Below are 19617 nucleotides of genomic sequence, written 5' to 3' on the forward strand. Positions count from 1 at the left end.
CGTGAAACGCAAGTCTCATTGGTTGATACTCCTTATTATCACTGTATTTCGCGCTGTGTCCGCCGTGCTTTCTTATGTGGCGAAGACAGGTACACCGGAGAAAGCTTCGAGCACCGTCGCCAGTGGGTCGTTGAACGGATGCATTTTCTTGCTGGTCTGTTTAACATTGATATCTGTGCTTATGCGGTGATGTCCAATCACTATCACCTTGTTTTACATGTGAATGAACAGGCAGATCAAAAATTAAGTGATGAAGAGGTTTGTTTACGCTGGTGCCAGCTGTACTCTGCCCCGCCTTTGGTGGATAGATGGTTGAAAAATCAGTTAGTTTCTCAATCAGAACAGGAAGTGGCGTTGGAAATTATCACTAAGTGGCGAAAACGGCTACTTGATATCTCATGGTTTATGCGCAGTTTAAATGAGTTTATTGCACGTAAAGCGAACAAAGAAGATAATTGTAAAGGACGGTTCTGGGAGGGGCGTTTCAAATCTCAAGCATTATTGGATGAAAAAGCTTTATTAACCTGCATGGCTTATGTTGATTTAAATCCTGTCCGGGCGAAAATGGCTGAAACAGTAGAAGCATCAGAATACACCTCAGTATTTGAACGTATTCATGGAGCGGCGAGTTACGAAAGTAAAGATGCACAGGATAATGTCACTAAACCTTTGCTGGTTTTTGTGGCTGCTGAATACAACGAACAACCACAAGGTATCCCCTATGCATTATTAGATTATCTTAAGCTGGTTGACTGGACCGGACGCGTTATGAGAGGTGACAAGCGCGGTGCAATTAGTGAACGAAGACCGAGTCTGCTTAGCGTACTGGGCTTAGAAAGCGATACCTGGATAGAATTAGCCAGCAGCTTTGGTAAAGAGTATCACGGCGCCGTCGGTTCACTTGAAGAATTGGCTCTGTTTGCAGAGCATACCGGTAAACGCTGGATATCGGGAAAAAGCAAGCTACAACGAATACTTCATTAATAACTCGTTTACTACTGATTGATTCCATTAGTTATAGTCGTTAAGCCTTACTAAGGATCAGTGTGCCTGTCACTTCGCTTTATTTTCTTTTTCTATATCAAATATTCATTTTCGTAGGTCAATTATAGAAAAATGTACTGAAATACAGTCGAATTAAATTTTCAACTTTGCCTGCTCTGTACAGGAAAAGCTTTGGGGGTCCGCTTTTTTCATTTTTCAACTTTGCCTGCTCTGTACAGGAAAAGCTTTGGATGTCCGCTTTTTTCATCCAATTAGATCATATTTTTACTTAGATTGGTATTAGATAACATAATCGACTTTGAGGGGGGGAAACCTGATAAGGTACTTAAACGAAACAAAAACAGTTAGTTATGTTCCATTTCACAATGAATTTAATCAATAATTTCCTTCGCTACTGTATTATAAAAAATAAATAGGGTCAGATCTTGTTTTTTGTTCTTAAAGGAAAAGCGCAAGACCCGAACTTCAATTTTTTCTTTAAACGACAATAGCTAAGGAGAGTAATATGTTAGTTTCCCGTTTTCTTATTGATTGGTTAGAAAGAGCTGGTATTCGGCATGTAATGGGGGTTCCCGGAGATTACATTCTGGACTTCTACAGTGAACTTTGGGATTATGAAAATATAGAAGTCATCAACAATACTGATGAAAATCATTCTGGATTTGCTGCAGACGCTTACGCACGAATAAATGGCATTGGTTGTGTCGTTGTGACTTATAATGTTGGTGCGTCTAAAGTCATCAACGCTGTTCAGTGTGCCTATGCAGAAAGATCACCCCTTGTTATTATTTCGGGAGCTCCCGGAATGAATGAACGAAACGAAGATTTTTTGTTGCATCATATGGTTGGTAACTTTAATTCTCAAAAAGCTATATTTGAGAACATTACATGTGCAAGTATTGTTCTAGATGATCCTGCCACGGCTGAGTATGAGATTAAGAGAGCTTTTGAAGCTTTACATCGTTATAAACGGCCCATTTATATTGAACTTCCTCGAGATGTCGCTAAGCAGTCAATTATTGAGGGGGCCTGCAGACCAATCCCCGTGGCGCCGGCCTGTAAAACAGAAAATCTTTATGCTGCTCTTAATGACGTAACAAGTTGGATTGAAGAATCCAAACAGCCAGTTATTATTGCTGGTGTAGAGCTTGGAAGATATGGACTGGAAGAGGAGTTAATGCGTTTTGCAGAGCGGACAGGCATTCCGGTCGCTACAACGCTTCTGAGTAAGTCTGTTTTTAATGAACGTCATCCTTTATTTGCAGGTATATATTCCGGTAACAGTAGTAATGAAATAACACGCCAATTAATAGAAGAATCCGACTGTCTTCTTATGTTTGGTGTGATGTTGACAGATATGACTTTGTGTTTTAGACCTGCAAAGTTCAGCAAGAGGCAAGTCGTGCATTCAACGGTTGAGGGCTTGCAAGTTAAAAACCATAATTATGCAGACGTTCAGTTCAGCGATTTTTGCTCTTCACTGTTTAAAATGGAGTTCGTTAAAAAAACTTTGCCTGTGCTTCCTGTAGTAAAAGAAAAGGAAGCTTTTGAAGCAAAGGATATTTTAGTAACTACACAAAGAGTGTTTGAGGCTGTTGAGTCTATTTTGGATGAAAACATGGCTGTTATCGCTGATGTTGGTGATAGTTTATTTGGAGCTGCTGGTTTGACGATTCATAATAGAAATCATTTTTTGAGTCCTGCTTTCTATACTACTATGGGGTTTGCCGTTCCTGGTGCTTTGGGGGTACAAACAGCAAGCCCTGATATTCGTCCAATTGTGGTTGTTGGAGATGGCTCTTTTCAGATGTCGGCTACTGAACTCAGTACTATTGTTCATCGTGGTCTTAACCCTATTGTTATTGTTTTAAATAATGATGGATACACAACTGAGCGTTTTCTTTTAGATGGAGATTTCAATAATATTCATCGTTGGAATTATCACAATATCACTTTGTTAATCGGTGGGGGAGAAGGGAGGTTAGTTAAGACAGAAATCGAACTTTTTGATTCACTGAGAGAAGCCCTAGACTCTAAAATACTTTATGTGTTGAACATTGAAGTTGAAAGAAGCGATATTTCAGAGGGCCTAAGAAGAATAACGAGGGCTCTGGCCAAGAAGGTTTAGAGGGATAAAAACTGTAAAATTAATAGGATCAGATCTTTTTTGAGCTATGTCTGAGTTAGCTGTTGCGGTGTTCGCCCAACAGCTTCAAATAAGTAAACATCTGGTGTTATCTCTGCTTGATATCTCATGGTTTATGCGCAGCTTAAATGAGTTTATTGCACGTAAAGCGAACAAAGAAGATAACTGTAAAGGACGGTTCTGGGAAGGGCGTTTCAAATTTCAAGCATTATTGGATGAAAAAGCTTTATTAACCTGCATGGCTTATGTTGATTTAAATCCTGTCCGGGCGAAAATGGCTGAAACAGTAGAAGCATCAGAATACACCTCAGTATTTGAACGTATTCATGGAGCTGCGAGCCGCGAAGGTAAAGATGAACAGGATAATGTCACTAAACCCTTGCTGGCTTTTGTGGCAGCTGAATACAACGAACAACCACAAGGTATCCCCTATGCATTATTAGATTATCTTGAGCTGGTTGACTGGACCGGACGTGTTATGAGAGGTGACAAGCGCGGCGCAATTAGTGGCCGAAGACCGAGCCTGCTAGGCGCACTGGGCTTAGAAAACGATACCTGGATAGAATTAGCCTGCAGCTTTGGTAAAGAATATCACGGCGCCGTCGGTTCACTTGAAGAATTAGCTCTGTTTGCAGAGCATACCGGTAAACGCTGGATATCGGGAAAAAGTAAGTTACAACGAATACTTCATTAATAACTCGTTTACTACTGATTGATTCCATCAGTTATAGTTGTTAAGCCTTGCTAAGGAGCAGTGTGCCTGTCACTTCGTTTTATTTTCTTTATTTATTTAAAAACCACCTACAGATGTTCATTCTTTTACAATCTTTACATATGACAGTATTGCTATCTTTCGGGGTTTATTTATACTAGATCAACAACTTGATAATCATTATCATTTGCTGGTGGCCCTGTGAATAATAAGGCTATCTATTACTTATTAAGCCTTATATTTTGCATTTCAAAGTATGATGAGTAATAAGTGTCCATTCTATATTGGGTAAATAATATGAACAATAATCTATCGAAACCAACAATATTATTTCACTGGCTAACAGGCGGGGCTTTCATTTTCGTATTTTGCTTGGGTCTATATCGAGATATGTTACCTGAAAGCATGAATATAATGAATAACCATAAATCACTTGGTGTGATTGTTTTTGTGATCGCTGTTCTACGATTATTGTGGCGCTTTAAAGAAGGTGCTATCACTAGCATCACTAAACTGAGCAAAGTGCAGTCAGTGGCTGCTAAAGTTGTTCACTATCTATTACTGCTCGCAACAATTGTAATGCCGTTATCTGGAATTTTAATGAGTATTGGTGGTGGCAGAGCAATTTCAGTTTTTGGCTTGGAGCTAATAGCATCGGGTGAAAAAATTGAATGGCTTGGTTCAATTGCTCATAGTTCCCATATCGCTTCAGTGGATTTTATAATTGTAATTTTATTTTTACATGTTGCCGGCGCATTGAAACATCAGCTTATCGATAAAGATGGAACACTAAGTCGAATGTTAGGCAGGTAATCACAACAGTCACTTTTTGCAATGGTGAGTGTGTTAGAAGTAATTATATATTACCCCCCTGATCAGCTGGGGGGCTCGCATAGGTTTCAGCGTAACAACGATAGGGGGCTCAATCACGTAACACCTTAGTTTCCTTAGAAGATACTCCTTATTACCACTGCATTTATCGTTATGTCCAGCGCTCAAAGTTTTGATCATCGCTGACAGTGGATGGTTGGCCATATTCATTATCTAGCTAATATTTTTGCTGTTGACCTCTGCTCTTACGTCTAATCACTATCACCTTGTTTTACACATTAATGAAGCTTGGTTAGTTTTAGCCTGCAGTTTCAATATAGATTGCCACGGTGCGCCTGGCTGCCTTGATGAACTTGCTTTGTTTGTTGAGCATACGGGAAAACGCTGGATATCTGGCAAAAGGAAATTACAGCGTATGCTTCATTAATTCACGGGGTAACAAATTATTAACGTAATCAGCGGTACTCGATAAGCATTGTTAATGGGTAATGTTCCTATTCTTTCACTTCACTCTATCTTGCAGTATCAAACATGATATTGAGGGCGGTAAATAATTAAAATGTTATAAGTTGCTGATTTAAAATATACTTAATTTCGTGAAATTAAATAAAGAGGGAAGTGTTCACTTCCCTCTTTGTGTTGCAAGTTTGAGGGGCTGGCCTTGTTTTTGCCTTTAAAATACAAAATTTCATAATTTCCATTATCGCAATCATCGTGTTATGAGATAAAACACCTTCTCAGTTAACATTTTCTTTACATTTTGTTGGCGAAGAACTTGTGTCCTTCTATACTTTATTTTATTCCTATGTTCTGTGATCCGCCGCTTCTTTTTAATAATAATTAAGTCGAGGAGTTGTACCATGAATAATTTGAGACTAGTTGGTCTAGCTGGTGTACTTTTCTTAGCGAGTATTTCGAATACCCAAGCTTCTGTTTTTGATGCTGATGTTTTTCAAATTGGTGACTGGAGTCGTGCAGATCCTATTCTATTTTTAGGCATTAAGTCTTACCATATTCAAAAGAGTAGTCATGAACATCTTAATGAGAATAATCCGTCAATAGGTATTGAACTTTGGGATATTAGTGTTGTGTATGTTAGCAAGAATAGTTGGAATGATACTTCAGTCTTTGTTACATATGTTCCTGATTATGAAGTGAATAACTATTTATCATTAAGAGCGTTTGTAGGTTTTGCAACTGGTTACTATGATACGACTTCACTGAGAGTTCAGTCTGGTGAAAATGAATATACAACCCTCACTCCTTCAGTTAGCTCTTCTAGTGGAGTAATACCTATAGCTGGAGTAGGATTAACCGTATACCCTCTAGGCAGTAATTTTGGTATAAATGCTGATCTAACTCCTGACGTTTTGATGTTTTCAGCTTCTTATAAGTTTTAATAACTTGAACTTAACATATTGGCACAGATTATTAACCACTAACTAGCTAGTTTTCTTGAGGCTGATCCCTTTTCGTTCTGCTCTTAACTGCTTGGTACACTTGTCCATTGTTTATTTACCCACGTTCGTTGCTGTAGTGGCTTCTCTTACAGAATAACCTTGAACAACCAAAAATTAAGCGGATTCTAACTAAAATTCCAAGGGGTAATTACGCTTGCCTGTTCACCTCATTTAATCACCTATATTATTGATTAGATGAATAATATCAGCGTTAATTAGGTGGCAAGAATTACTGTGTCACTACAAAAACGTGATATTACCAAAGCATTTAGCAGCCTACTTTTTATACCGATCCGCTTAATATTATGTTCTGTTTTAGGAAGTGAGGCTTTAGCCTCGCCTCTTGTATTGCACGGTTAAAACCGCACTTCCAAATAAAAATACAGATCAATTGATTAGGCGAAATTGTATTAGATCTTAATCTCCGTAATTACGTCACAGACATAGAGTGGAATTCTATATGCTTCTAATCGTTGTTTTAAAATTCTGATATTTCTGAAGCTGCTTTTTAAGGCACCAAACACGTGAACGATATGTGACTGCCAAACTGGCGAACACTTAATATGTGCCGGCATGTAAAGGGCAGATAAAATCATGATCCGCCAGGTTATTCCATCGCTCAATATTTCCCTGCTGAACTAGAGCTCTACGCACAGTGTAAAGTTTGTCAACTGCCCGCCAAGGCTCAAGCCTGAAAATGGATTTATTCGGTGCTCTGCCTGGCGGCTGAAAGTATTTTAACCTTGGCAGAAAATTTCCGGAATAAATGGCGGGCAATGGAGCGATTGAAAAGGGCACTAAAAAGACGATCACAAAGTCGGTTATCGTTGTGTGGTGATTGCGCCACAGCTATTAAAATTTGGGCCTCAGAATATCCATTTGATAATTTCCTGTTATAAGCATTACTAGTGCCTGCTTAGTAATGCTTACTATTGAGCAAGCATAGGCTCATTGTGTACGGTTTCTATAAATTTATCAGGAACTGCTACAATGTTGAAATATAATCATTCATTGTTGTATTATCAGGATTAATTGTATGTTTCAGATGCTTACAATTGAAATAGGGTATGTGATGGCCGGGATTGTGGTTACGCTCCTAGCGGGCTCTGTTGCCATTGTCTTACTTCGGCCGAAATTTTCCGCTGAAACAGGCGTGAAGCATCTGGCCTGTATGAGAACGTGGTGGATACTTGTTTTTCTTTTCTTTCTCGCAATATCGTTCTCAAAGTATATTTATATCGCTTTGTTCTGTGCTCTTGCGTTGTTGGCATTCAGTGAGTTTTGTCATTTCTCCCGAGCTCGATTTAATAATTATCCTATTATATGTTGTTTTATACTTATCTGTACCCACTACTTTGTAATTAGTCAGTACAGCTATTATTACTTTTGGGGAATCGCTGCCGCAACCCCATTTGTTATTGTTTTGGTCGTTAAATATACTACTGGATCTTCTAAGGTCCTGCGGCTTTCTTTTAAGCTAGCTGTTGGTGTATTGATCTGCGGGTTCATGCTTGGCCATGCTGCTGTTGTTATTAATCTTCTGCCGGCAGACAGTTACGCTTCAGCCGGAGCTGTTCTTTACCTTGTACTCCTTACTGAGCTTAATGATGTATGTCAGTATGTCTGGGGTAAGGCTCTGGGGAAACATAAGGTGGTTCGAGTGTTGAGCCCTAATAAAACATTAGAAGGTTATGTCGGTGGAGTTATCTCTACCGCTGCTGTCGGCGTGGTTATTTATCCTATGCTGGTACCTTTTTCTTTTTACCAGTCTTTTGTCGCTTCGCTTATTATCGCTGTTGGTGGTTGTGGCGGTGATCTTTTGATGTCGTCTCTGAAACGCTATTTTGATGTTAAAGATACCAGCTCTATTCTTCCCGGACATGGCGGAATACTTGACAGGCTTGATAGCTTGTGTGTATCAAGCCCGTTTTTCTTCTATTATTTTCTGAGTTTGTAAGTAATTCCCTATTGCTTCTACAATTCAGGTCTAACTGAATAGGGCACTTTAATTCTGGATAATATCGCAATCAGCGTGAGAATAAGGTAAATTGTGGCGCATCAATATTAAAGAGAAAATATAATGAATCCAATTATCCAGACCCTAAAAGATCATAATGTAAATGATGAGAAAATCACGGAAGTATTTCAAGCCTTAACGGAAAACCCGTTAGCGGCCATGACTATCATACAAAGCTTAGGTATTCCTCAAGAAAAATTGCAGCCGTTGATGATGATGGTGATGACCAACCCCGATTTGATCAAACAAGCCGTTGAAGAGTTAAATTTAGATTTTTCGAAAGTAGAAGCTGCAAAAGCTAAACTACAAGAGAGCAAATAACTGCTTGCTAAATATTACAAAGCCTCAACACTGCGTTGGGGCTTTTTTAATGGGCGGACAAAGTACCTTAACTTTTAAATAATTTGAGTGCTTTTCTTTAATATCATTATTTAAAAAATTGAAGGTATGGGGGGCCTGCCTTTTCTGGTGGAAAAGACGACATTACCTCGCTAAGCCGCTGTCGCAGACACTGGGCTTGGTGACTCTTCGTTGTTCTTTTCATTCTCTGTTTCGAACATATCTTCTTGAGAATCAATTAGCTGCTTAATTAACTCAGGAAGTTCGCGGCGGTAAAAGGCGGCGTTATGATCACCCGAGGCGTAAGGCAGCGAACGAACAAATAAGCTAACTTGTTCTTTTCCAAGATCGTAGTTAATACTATCGGGACCACCAGTCGGCATTGCGCCGATAATTGTATTAAGGAGCTGTTCACAATAGTTTAAGTTTTTTGTGGTAACTGGTTGAAAAACAAAAAAGTTATTGGCGATTCTAAAGACTGCATTATGTTCATTTACCGTTAAAACTTCTTGTTCGACTAGTCGTTTTAGATCTGTCTTAAAATTATTTTTTATTGTCGCAACACGTAAAACAACGGCCTTCTTATGTTCTTCTATGATCTTTCTTTTTTTTGTTTCTACATAAAAATAAGCAACGATAAGTATAACTAAAACGGGTATTACAAAATATACAATAACTTCTAACATTAAATATATCCAACATTCAGCATCGTCCAGGCAGCTGATTAATAAACTAACTTAACCGGACCAAAAATTTATCCCAGCTCAAGTTAACAAGCTCAGCCGGCAATTTACCACAAAAATAGATCTTCAATTTTTTGTGCATTTATCTATAGATTAACAAATACAATTTTTTCGATGATGTATTCGTTAGAATCAATGTCTTAACAGTACGTATTTTGATTGAACGAATCTGATTATCAAAATTAGACTAGTCTGTAACTTTATAATTAATGCTAAACCATAGATAAGGTTGAGGATTATGATCTATTTTACGGATCGTTCAAGTTTTTTTAAAGATCTCTAAACATTCTGTATTGAAGTACAGCGTTCGCTGTTATCTCAGTGAGTGTTTTTTAGCCAAGGTGAATTAATTAAGCTTGGACCGGGTTATAAATCCAAAAGATTCGCAAATATATATTATGCAGAAGATGTTGTGAGTGACGAAGATTGGCGTTTTTTTGTCTCCGAGATTTTCAAACAAATCTGTACGTAATGAGGTAAGGATTGAACCAATCGGTAAACGCATAAGAACCGCCCGGTAATCAATGGACACAAATCTGATTTCGTCTAGATCTTATCGCATTGTCCAATGCTGTACTCGCTTCTATCATGAGCACTTTCATCGAATTATTATTGCTTGGCAAGAGACTCGAGATACCAAAACTTAAGGTAATATAATTGCTGACCTTCGAATGTTTATGCTCAATTGCTGATTTAGCAATATTTTTTTGTATGCTTTGAGCGATATTCAAAGCCTTTTTCTTACAGCCGCCTTTAAATAATATAATGAAATGTTCGCCGTCCATATAAAAGATAACTGCGTTTGCTTTTTCACAGACCTCCTGCATTAGACATGCTGTACTTAGTAGTACAACCTCACTGGAGTGCACGCCGTAATTGGCAATGTAAGGCTTAAAGAAATCAATCTCGCAGATAAATATGGATAATAACTTTTTCTGTTCAAGGCTCTCTTTCCAAAGCCTCTTATAGTCGGGCTGAAAAGTACTACGCTCAGATATGCTTTTGATTAACATCATCTGTTTAAGCGCTGACTGCTTAACAACGGGGGCTTGTATGGTTTGTTGTTTTATATTTACTGTTCTTTTATTTACTGTTCTTTTATTTACTCGGGTGAAATCTTCGCATATTTTATTGCGCCCGGAATCTATTGCTTCGGACAAAGTGCTTTGCGCTTGGTTGATTAAAATTTTTTTTGTGTTTGGATGAACAGACGACAAACCTATGCTTAATGTTACGATTTTACTGACGCTTGAATGCTTATGCTCTGTATTAGTTTCTTCTACCGCTTGACGTAAACTTTCAGCAATTATCTGACTTTTTATCTGATCGCCGCCTTTTATTAAAACGACAAAATCATGGTTTTTATAGCGAGCCAAAAAGGAGTCGTGTTTTTCACATATATTTTTTAAAGCAAGGCCGATCACAAGCAGCATAAATGATGAAGCTTGATGTCCGTAATTATCATGATAAGATTTAAAACAGTCAATATTACATCTCAGCACCGAGAGCATTTCATTTTCATTAGCGGCTTCTTGCCAGGAACGCGCCAGGTACACATCAAAAGCAGCTCGATCGGCGATATTCATTTGTGACATGGCCTGATCAAAAGCAGATGATTCTGTATTTACGGCCTGCTTTGTTTGTTTATAGTTAGTTATATCAATGACGGGTTGGTAATCCTCTTCAGGTTCCATCACTAGATAAATATCACTCTGACCTTGTGACTCAAAATCGATGCTGTCAACACCAAGCTTCTCTTGTGTGTTTTTATATTGCCCCATAAAATATTCCTTTATCATATCGGCTGTAATTACTCAGGTGAGTATTTTCCACTGCGGTTTTATGCTGTATTTTATATGCACAGCACAATGACATAAGGTGCTGTTAAATTAATAAAACTTGGTAATTCCTGTACCCGGTTATTCTCCTTTATTTTAGACAGGAATTAATGTAAGCGCTTTCTTTTGTGTTGTAAATGCTAAAAAAGTCTAATTATTATTTACATCGCTTTTATTTGTTCAAAATAAGATCTAGGTTGCCAATACGTAGAGACACACAGATAAAAGGTTACATAGGAAATATATTGGTTTCATAAAGTGCAGAATTAAGTTTCCTGTTTTGTTCCTGCCCGGCTGTATTCTGAGGCGATTAAAGAAGGGGGAATATAGTTGTTTTTTACTTCTTCGCCTAATATTTGTGTTAAGTGCAATATTCGTAAATTACAAATGATATGGACGTGTGCTTTTTTAGTTATAAGCACAGGGAATATGAGCTTAGTATTTTACGCGTGTTATTGAAATGTGAGCGTAGGATACCGTTATGAAAAAATTCCTGTTAATCGCGATGGTGTTATTTTTTAGTATAAGCGCTTTCTCCGCGGATAATGTTATTAGGGTGCGCGTGTCTGAGTTCCCGCCGCTGTATTACATGGACGATAGCGGTAAATGGACAGGCCTTGATGTTGAACTTGCAGATGCGGTTATAAAAGAAGCCGGCTTTAAGGCCAAATATATACCTACGTCATGGGTGGCAGGATTGCTGCATATCGAGAAAGGCTCTCTCGATATGATGATGAATATGGGGAAAACCGCAGAAAGATCTAAATATGCTGACTGGATAGGACCAGAAAGAAATACGCAGATGGTTCTGGTTGTAAGGGAAGCGAACCAGAGCATGCCGATAAAAGAGCTGGGTGATTTCATCAGAGTTTCACAAATTTATAAAATTAAATTTGGCATTCAAGCCAATGTGCATTACTCAGATGAATTCAATAATAAAATGAAAAACTCTCAATTCATGAACTGCTTTGAGTTTGTTAAGAACCTTAAAATGAGCCACCGTAAGGTAAAGGCAAATCACTTACTAGGTTTTTTTGAAGAGAAAATCGGTATGGTTTACAAGATTCAAACTGATCCCAGCTACGACGGTTTAGTTATTCATCCTTTCGTTCTTCAAGAAGAAGATGTTTTTTTCGGAATAAGCAAAAAAACTTCCCGGGAAGTATATGAAAAGCTGCAGGAAGCATTTAAGAAACTCGAACAGGACGGGACATTACAATCTATCAGAAAGCGTTATCTGCACCTGTGAATTTATATTCTGTTTTTATTTTTTTGTTGTAAAAATAACTTCCAAGAATCTCTACTTGTTGCATAAATATCAAATAATTACCATACTGACCACGCAGTTTGTATTTCCAGTAGAGAGCTCACAATGGCAGACAGTTTCTTAGTATTTGATAAAGATAAAAAAGATCATGTCAGTAACAGTATACTGGCTCTTTTTAATGAACCGGTATTACCCCGAGTCTGGTCAACTAAAAGTGCACTCAGCTTTGCAGCAGAAAGTCGGGTTTTTGCCTATGTTAATGATCAACAAGCTCCTGCTGTTATCGAAGCTGCTGTTAAAGGCAACTGGTACCTGGCTCTTTTACCTCACCCCGATGCAGGTTATTCCCGCCGTGGTTTTTGTATACAAAAAGACCTCGAGAAAGCGATTAGTGATGCAGAAAATGCTCAACCCCAAAAGGTAGATATATTACGCTGTAACGGCGAACTGGTATTAAGTTCAGTTGTTATCGGTCATGGTTTTAATTTCCGTCCCGACGGCCACAGCTATATCCGCCAGGAGCAGCTAAAAAGAACATGGCACAACATTCGGCATATAAATGATTTTTTACCGCAGAAGCTTTCTTTCAGTACCGCTAATGAAGGTTGCTTCACTACTGCCGCTGTTGGTGTGGTAATCGCAGAGCATCTCCATGGCTGTTCGCTGCCGGGTAATACTTTATCTGACAGTTTTATGAATGACGGTATGTGTCATACCATGATCCTGGCGCCGCGCAGCGTAATGGAAATACTGTACTTTTTTGTTACTGCTCCGTTTCGCGGGGTAACAAAACAGCCTGAATTTCTCGGGCTGGTAAAAAGCCAGTCGGTCACTATTGCTAATAATAAAGAACTTTTATATACAATTGACGGGCGCAGTAAAAATGCATCCGAGTTAATTATAGATACTGAGCCTAATGTATTGAATTTGCTGGCCTGCGATGATCTGCCGATTTCCGAGAGAGCGCCCAGCAGCAAAGAACAGCGGAAAATAAGCCGCCTTCCTGCTGGTGAGGCGGTGACAGCGATGGCCAGTAAACCATTGCCTTTTATTGCACATGCCGCAACGGAGGAGTTTAAAGAGCTGTATCAGTTATTGCGGGAAAACGCAGTTATCTCACCGGTATTTTTAACCCTGATGGTTTTATCAACACTTCTGGCAACTATCGGTCTTTATGCCAGCTCTGCGCCGGTCATTATCGGTGCAATGATTTTAGCGCCGTTAATGGCGCCGATTATTTCCTTAGCCATGGCGTTAACCCGGCAAGATGCCAGTCTGTTAACAGCCAGTTTAAAAACGCTGTTTACTGGTTTATGTACGGCGCTGTGTTTTGCCGCACTTGCTAGTTTTATAATGCCGATGGAAATCATTACCCCTGAAATATCCAACCGACTTAGTCCTAGTCTGTTAGATTTAGGTGTGGCGGTTATTTCCGGGGTTGCCGGTGCTTATGCGCATGCCCGTGTTAGTGCGGCTAAAAGTATGGCTGGCGTGGCCATTGCTGTTGCGCTAGTGCCTCCGCTGGCAGTGACAGGTATCGGTTTAGGCTGGCTGGATTTTCATGTTGCATGGGGAGCATTACTGCTGTTTTTAACCAATCTCGCCGGTATTGTTTTTGCCGCATCATTAACTTTTCTGATCTTAGGTTTTGCGCCTTTTACGCGTGCTAAAAAAGGTTTAAGCATTGCACTTATCGCGGTGATTGTTGTCAGTATTCCGCTGCTGCTGAGTTTTATACGTCTCTCTGATGAAGCTGAGATAGTACAAAAACTGCAGGGGCAGGTTATCGGCAATGTTGTTATTCGTAATATCCACGCACGCGCTGTTGAGCCTCTGCAGTTATCGATTCAACTGGTTACTCCAACGTCACTGACAGGTGTAGAGCTTGACAGTATTAAACAGGCCATTGAAGCAAAGTTACAGCGCAAGGTGATTATGGAGGCACAGGTTATTATTCGCCGTGAGTAATTAGCTAAATCCTATGATGAGAAAAAGGAGCTAAGCAGCTCCTTTTTAACTGTTTTGTATGCATGCTCAGCAGAGCTGAAGGGCAAGGTGCAGCCTATTGGTGCTTATCCATCTCTCGGACAAGGTATTCCTCGACAGATTTTAAAAGAACAGTATCTGCCTGCTGTAGTGTGTTGAACATCAACCAAAGATAGGGGTCTTTGTCGTACCAGCGCCGACGGTACAGTGAAAGGGGGAAATCAAACGTTTTTTCATAACAAAGCAGACTTGGATCATGTTTTTTTACCAGATCCATCACCCCTTTTAAAAGTGGATCCATGACTTTTTGATCCATTTCATTAAATGCATCCAGTCTTTTGCCCAGTACTTCATATTCGTCATACCATCGATTCATTATATCCTCTCTGATTCAGCTTGTTACTTAGTCTGTTTTCATCCTTGAGGTTTCATCTTGTTAACTGCGATAATAGTGTAAAGCTACTGATAATTATAGCGCTATAAATAAAATAGACATATAAAATATGTATCTAATACTTATTTGCAACTCTATGATTTAAGGGGATTTATAGTTGGCTTCAGTTTTAAATACTCGCACAGTCAAATAAATTGCACGATATTTGACCATAACATGATGATTTAAAAGTTAAAATCATCATGTTATGGTGTCGCATCTGCTAACGCAGTGATCACTATAGAACCACAAGAGATTAATCTCAGCCATGACTAAAATTGGCGGGTAAACTAAGACCGCTGTTATTGTAATAACAGCGGTCTTTATTTTTAAAGTTAAGCGCTTAGTTTCCGCTGTACAGTATGCAGGCGCTGTCCTAATAAAACGGCGGCTACGGTTAAACCGACGGTGATACCAATCCAGAATCCTTGTGCACCTAGCGGTTCAGTCAGAAGATCTGTCATGCCGAGCAGATAACCTAAGGGTAAACCAACTAGCCAGTAAGCAATAAAAGTTCGGGTGAAAATCGACACCATCTCTTTATAGCCGCGTAATGCGCCGGCGGCAACAACCTGAATTGAGTCAACACACTGATACATTGCCGAGAACAGCATTAAAGTGACGGCTAAGGTGATAACTTCCGGGTTGCTGGTATAAAGCAGTGCGATATCTTCTTTGAAGATAACGGTTAATATCGCCGTGATTATCGACAGACCCAGACCGGTAGTAAAACCAGCATAACTTGCATTTTTAGCTCCCTCGGGATTGCCGGTGCCTAAATTAAAACCGACGCGGATACTAACGGCATTAGCAACACTCATCGGCAGCATAAATACCATGCTCGAGAAGTTCATTGCTATCTGGTGAGCGGCCACAATCATTGAGCCTAGCGGCGCAATCAATATTGCAATACCCGCGAAGATAGTGACTTCAAAAAACAGAGCGATGGCCACAGGTAATCCGAGTTTGAAGATCGACCCGATTTGGGCATAGTCCGGTTTACTAAAAGACTTGAACAGCGGATAGTGCTGCAGCTTTTTGGCGTATAAAACGTAAATCAGCAGTGCCAGCAGCATCACCCAGTATACTATGGTAGTTGCAACACCACACCCCGCACCGCCTAACGCAGGCATACCGAATTTACCGTATACAAAAATCCAGTTAAGCGGAATGTTAGTGAACAGGCCGATAAACGCGATCACCATTGCCGGTTTGGTCAGCGATAAACCTTCAACATAATTCCGCAGTGCCTGGAATAGTAAAAAAGCAGGTACCGCCGCCAGCACGGCATATAAGTACTGTGTGGTGATTGCTTTTAATGCCGGCTCAATATCCATATAGTTAACAATGGCGCTGGCATTATATAACACCACCATAATAGGCAGTGACAGTATTAACGCTAGATAAAGTCCCTGTTGTCCGGTCTGCGGGATCCTGTCGGTCTGCTGTGCGCCGTGTGCCTGAGCTGTAAGCGGTATTAATGCCATTAATATACCAACACCAAACAAAATACAGGGCAGCCAGATACTGGCGGCAATGGAGACGGCCGCCATATCGTTAGCACTGACACCACCGGCCATGACGGTATCAACAAAACCCATTGCAGTCTGCGCAAACTGTGCAAAAAAGATAGGGATCGATAATTTGAGAATTTTGTTGATTTCTAGTGAGTAGGACACGAAAACTCCGAATGAATGGATCAAATAGGTAAGCTCTGAATCTGCTTGTTCATAAAAGCCGAAGTGTATGCCTAAGGCCCTGTTGTGGCAATTAAATTTATGTTAATTATCGCAAATTAATAATTCGATGATAGGCATCTTATTTTAGTTAAAAAGTTCGGTCAACACTACAGCGAACAAGTACACTGATTAAGCGCATCCGTGACTACTGTCGTTATCAAATAATAGGCGTTTTATTATGAGCTTACAGATACTGAAACATTTCTTTAATCCCAAATCAATCGCGGTTATCGGTGCTTCTGTTAATCCGCATCGAGCCGGTTATCTGGTGATGAATAATCTACTGGCAGAAGGGTTTAACGGGCCGATTATGCCGGTGACACCTAAATATGTTTCGGTGCACGGGGTCTTGGCTTATAAGAATATCGATCAGCTGCCGATAACGCCGGAGCTTGCGGTTATTTGTACTAATGAATTTCGTATCCCGGAAATTCTGCATGCGCTGGTTAAAAAAGGCTGTAAAGCTGCGATTGTGGTGACCACTGAAAATGAGCCGAAAATTGCGAGTGAGATTTATGCGCTGGCCAGACAGTATAATATTCGCCTTTTAGGTATGAGCAGTTTAGGTATTATTAATCCGCATACTCAGTTAAATGCTAGTCTGGCTCACTGCGGCGCTTTAAAAGGAAATATTGCATTTGTCTCTCAGTCTGCGGCTGTATGCACCACCGTGCTGGACTGGGCAAACAGTAAACAGATCGGATTTTCAGCCTTTGTCTCTTTAGGGGATGCTCAGGATATCAGTTTTGCTGAGTTATTAGATTATCTCGCGCGTGATACAAAGACTAAATCGGTTTTACTGTATGTCGACAGTATTTCAGATGCGCGTGCATTTTTATCGGCATCTCGCGCTATTGCGCAGCATAAGTCGGTATTAGTGATTAAATCCGGAAGCTCTTTAATAGGGGCAAAAGCGGCTGCTTTACATAGTAACGGCCGATACGGTCATGACAACGTTTATGATGCGGCTATTAAACGAGCCGGTATGCTGCGGGTGCATGATCTGCATGAGCTATTTGCCGCTGTTGAAACACTTGCATATTCGAATCATCTGCACGGTGAACGTTTAGCGGTTATTACTAACGGCGGTGGTTTAGGTATTTTAGCGGTTGATGATCTAGCGGCAATGGGCGGCCGTCTTGCTGAGCTTGATGTTGATTTAAAAACTAAGTTAGACAGTTGCCTGCCGAGTAACTGGTCGCATAATAATCCTATCGATATGATCGGAGATGCCGATCCCAAACGCTATGCGACAGCGTTAGGTCATCTTATGGACAGCAGCCAGGTTGATGCGGTTTTAATTATGCACTCTCCTTCTGCCTTATCAGACAGTGAAAACAGCGCGCAGGCAATTATTGATGTGATCGCTAAACACCCTAAGCGTAAGCAGATTAACATTTTAACCAACTGGACGGGTGAAACGGCTGCTAAACCTGCCCGGGCTTTATTTGCTCAGGCAAAAATACCGACATTTAGAACCCCGAAAGGCGCTGTTACCGCTTTTATGCACCTGGTGCAGTATCGCCGTAATAAAAAGCTGCTGATGGAAACCCCCGCCAGTATTCCGGATCATCTGGTTTACGATATTAAAGCGGCGGCAGAGTGTATTCGCCAAAATGTTAATCCGCAGTCTCTGTCCGCCCGCCTTAACACCTATCAGGCCAAACCTATATTAGAAGCTTATCATCTTAATACTATTGAAACTGTGGTGGTAAGCTGCAGTGAAGAGGCGCTGCACAAAGCTGCTGTGATTGGTTTTCCATTAGCGGTAAAGATAAATTCGCCGGATATTGAATATAAATCACAGGTCCATGGTGTAATGCTCAATATTAACAGCCGGGAGGCACTGAAACTGGCGTTAACTGAAATTAAGCAGCGGGTTGCCGCTTTTCTGCCAGATGCGCGTTTAACAGGGTTTACTCTGCAGAAGATGCTTGCCAGCGGTTTGGGTTTAGAGCTTAGAGTGATGATTAAACAGGATCCGATTTTTGGTCCGGTGATTGCTGTTTCTCAGGAGAGTGATGCCCGCGATTTACAGACAACCCTGGAAAATGCGGTTGTTGCGCTGCCGCCGTTAAATATGGCGCTGGCACGTTACCTGATGATTCAGGGGATTGCAGATAAAAAAATCAAGATCAAACGGGGCATTCAGGAGTTTGATATGGATGCCGTGTGTTTAATGCTGACTAAGATTTCGCAGATGCTAATGGATAATCCCGAAATCAAAGATCTCGATCTAAACCCGGTATTAGTGTGTGCCGAGCAGGTCACTATTTTAGACAGTCAAATGCAGCTGTCGCTTGCGCCGGAAGGCTACCTTAATCAGTTTGCTATCAGTCCGTATCCAAAACATCTGGAAGAAAACATTAAATTAAAAAATGGTCAGACAGTGCTTATCCGTCCAATTACCCCTGAAGATGAAGGGCGCCATCAAGCCTTTGATGCGGCTTTAACTGAAGAAGATCGGTATAAACGTTATTTCTCGCAGCGCGGTAAAATGACCCATGAAGAGATGGCGATTTTAACTCAGATTGATTATGAGCGGGAAATGGCATTTATCGCGGTTCGTTTAGATAAGCACAAAAACCAGGAAACCTTAGCGGTTATTCGTGCTTCAATTGACCCTGATAATCATGATGCAGAGTTTGCCATGATTGTGCGCTCAGATCTGCAGGGATTAGGGCTGGGAAATATATTATTAAATAAACTGATTAACTACCAGAAAACCAAAGGTACAACTTATTTAACCGGCATGACCATGATCTCCAATGTGGGGATGGCAGCTTTGGCTAAAAAACTGGGTTTTTCTGTTGAGCGGGATATTGAAGAGGGGGTGATTAATATGTCCCTAGCGCTGCAGAGTTGAGCATAATATAAGGTCTTTATAACCGTACGTAGAGGAAACATGCCCGGATGACCTGATTATTTAACAAATACTGTTATTAAGGGCTTAGCAATCGGCAGACCTTCTTGTATATTAGAGGGCTGTTTATTTTAAAGTTTGTCCTGCTGAGTTTAAAAGTCTCTTCGAAGCAAAAGAGCAGTTATTTTTTATTGCCGGGTTACTGCACTGCAGAAACAGTCGCCGGCAGAAGCAGACA

Annotated in this window: 14 protein-coding genes; 10 read left to right on the plus strand and 4 right to left on the minus strand. The window is 40.3% G+C overall.

From position 1 onward, the window contains the following. From G327_RS27030 to G327_RS0105630, 7 genes are all read left to right on the plus strand, one after another. Positions 1–984, plus strand: a 984-nt coding sequence (locus tag G327_RS27030) for a transposase (RefSeq protein WP_019613778.1), incomplete at its 5' end; no start/stop codon positions are given. Positions 985–1510: 526 nt separating this feature from the next. Further along, positions 1511–3133: an alpha-keto acid decarboxylase family protein gene (locus G327_RS0105605; protein ID WP_019613779.1), complete on the plus strand. Its 1623-nt coding sequence runs from the start codon at positions 1511–1513 to the stop codon at positions 3131–3133. A gap of 46 nt (positions 3134–3179) precedes the next feature. Then, on the plus strand, positions 3180–3845 hold the full coding sequence (locus tag G327_RS25610; protein ID WP_019613780.1) for a hypothetical protein: 666 nt from the start codon (positions 3180–3182) through the stop codon (positions 3843–3845). A gap of 315 nt (positions 3846–4160) precedes the next feature. Beyond that, positions 4161–4676, plus strand: coding sequence for a cytochrome b (locus tag G327_RS0105615; protein ID WP_026339202.1), 516 nt, complete (start codon positions 4161–4163; stop codon positions 4674–4676). A gap of 878 nt (positions 4677–5554) precedes the next feature. Then, positions 5555–6094: a hypothetical protein gene (locus G327_RS24025; RefSeq protein ID WP_019613782.1), complete on the plus strand. Its 540-nt coding sequence runs from the start codon at positions 5555–5557 to the stop codon at positions 6092–6094. Positions 6095–7190: 1096 nt separating this feature from the next. Continuing rightward, positions 7191–8111, plus strand: coding sequence for a phosphatidate cytidylyltransferase (locus G327_RS0105625; RefSeq protein WP_019613783.1), 921 nt, complete (start codon positions 7191–7193; stop codon positions 8109–8111). A 123-nt stretch (positions 8112–8234) separates the two neighbouring features. After that, positions 8235–8492, plus strand: a complete 258-nt coding sequence (locus G327_RS0105630) for a DUF2999 domain-containing protein (RefSeq protein ID WP_019613784.1) — start codon at positions 8235–8237, stop codon at positions 8490–8492. Positions 8493–8662: 170 nt separating this feature from the next. Here the strand turns inward: G327_RS0105630 and G327_RS0105635 are convergent, their stop codons facing one another. Both G327_RS0105635 and G327_RS0105640 read right to left on the minus strand, forming a co-directional pair. Continuing rightward, entirely contained in the window at positions 8663–9196 is a 534-nt protein-coding gene (locus G327_RS0105635) for a hypothetical protein (protein WP_019613785.1), read from the minus strand. A gap of 578 nt (positions 9197–9774) precedes the next feature. Continuing rightward, a complete protein-coding gene (locus G327_RS0105640; RefSeq protein WP_019613786.1) occupies positions 9775–11034 on the minus strand; it encodes a GGDEF domain-containing protein in 1260 nt (419 codons plus the stop codon). Positions 11035–11572: 538 nt separating this feature from the next. Here G327_RS0105640 and G327_RS0105645 point away from each other — a divergent pair. Both G327_RS0105645 and G327_RS0105650 read left to right on the plus strand, forming a co-directional pair. After that, on the plus strand, positions 11573–12340 hold the full coding sequence (locus G327_RS0105645; protein ID WP_019613787.1) for a substrate-binding periplasmic protein: 768 nt from the start codon (positions 11573–11575) through the stop codon (positions 12338–12340). 123 nt (positions 12341–12463) lie between these two features. Next, positions 12464–14326: a TIGR00341 family protein gene (locus G327_RS0105650; protein ID WP_019613788.1), complete on the plus strand. Its 1863-nt coding sequence runs from the start codon at positions 12464–12466 to the stop codon at positions 14324–14326. 94 nt (positions 14327–14420) lie between these two features. Here G327_RS0105650 and G327_RS0105655 read toward each other — a convergent pair whose 3' ends face one another. Both G327_RS0105655 and G327_RS0105660 read right to left on the minus strand, forming a co-directional pair. After that, positions 14421–14720, minus strand: coding sequence for a hypothetical protein (locus tag G327_RS0105655; protein ID WP_019613789.1), 300 nt, complete (start codon positions 14718–14720; stop codon positions 14421–14423). A 392-nt stretch (positions 14721–15112) separates the two neighbouring features. Next, positions 15113–16456, minus strand: a complete 1344-nt coding sequence (locus tag G327_RS0105660) for an MATE family efflux transporter (RefSeq protein WP_019613790.1) — start codon at positions 16454–16456, stop codon at positions 15113–15115. 238 nt (positions 16457–16694) lie between these two features. Here G327_RS0105660 and G327_RS0105665 point away from each other — a divergent pair, with 238 nt between their 5' ends. After that, a complete protein-coding gene (locus G327_RS0105665) occupies positions 16695–19382 on the plus strand; it encodes a bifunctional acetate--CoA ligase family protein/GNAT family N-acetyltransferase (protein WP_019613791.1) in 2688 nt (895 codons plus the stop codon). The last annotated feature ends 235 nt before the right edge of the window (positions 19383–19617 follow it).

The sequence above is a fragment of the Psychromonas ossibalaenae ATCC BAA-1528 genome (assembly GCF_000381745.1).
GTDB lineage: Bacteria > Pseudomonadota > Gammaproteobacteria > Enterobacterales > Psychromonadaceae > Psychromonas > Psychromonas ossibalaenae.

Excerpts from the sequence above, each read along its gene's own strand:
- G327_RS0105605 (WP_019613779.1), top strand. The coding sequence starts at position 1,511 with ATGTTAGTTTCCCGTTTTCTTATTGATTGGTTAGAAAGAGCTGGTATT.
- G327_RS25610 (WP_019613780.1), top strand. The coding sequence starts at position 3,180 with ATGTCTGAGTTAGCTGTTGCGGTGTTCGCCCAACAGCTTCAAATAAGT.
- G327_RS0105615 (WP_026339202.1), top strand. The coding sequence starts at position 4,161 with ATGAACAATAATCTATCGAAACCAACAATATTATTTCACTGGCTAACA.
- G327_RS24025 (WP_019613782.1), top strand. The coding sequence starts at position 5,555 with ATGAATAATTTGAGACTAGTTGGTCTAGCTGGTGTACTTTTCTTAGCG.
- G327_RS0105625 (WP_019613783.1), top strand. The coding sequence starts at position 7,191 with ATGTTTCAGATGCTTACAATTGAAATAGGGTATGTGATGGCCGGGATT.
- G327_RS0105630 (WP_019613784.1), top strand. The coding sequence starts at position 8,235 with ATGAATCCAATTATCCAGACCCTAAAAGATCATAATGTAAATGATGAG.
- G327_RS0105635 (WP_019613785.1), bottom strand. The coding sequence starts at position 9,196 with ATGTTAGAAGTTATTGTATATTTTGTAATACCCGTTTTAGTTATACTT.
- G327_RS0105640 (WP_019613786.1), bottom strand. The coding sequence starts at position 11,034 with ATGGGGCAATATAAAAACACACAAGAGAAGCTTGGTGTTGACAGCATC.
- G327_RS0105645 (WP_019613787.1), top strand. The coding sequence starts at position 11,573 with ATGAAAAAATTCCTGTTAATCGCGATGGTGTTATTTTTTAGTATAAGC.
- G327_RS0105650 (WP_019613788.1), top strand. The coding sequence starts at position 12,464 with ATGGCAGACAGTTTCTTAGTATTTGATAAAGATAAAAAAGATCATGTC.
- G327_RS0105655 (WP_019613789.1), bottom strand. The coding sequence starts at position 14,720 with ATGAATCGATGGTATGACGAATATGAAGTACTGGGCAAAAGACTGGAT.
- G327_RS0105665 (WP_019613791.1), top strand. The coding sequence starts at position 16,695 with ATGAGCTTACAGATACTGAAACATTTCTTTAATCCCAAATCAATCGCG.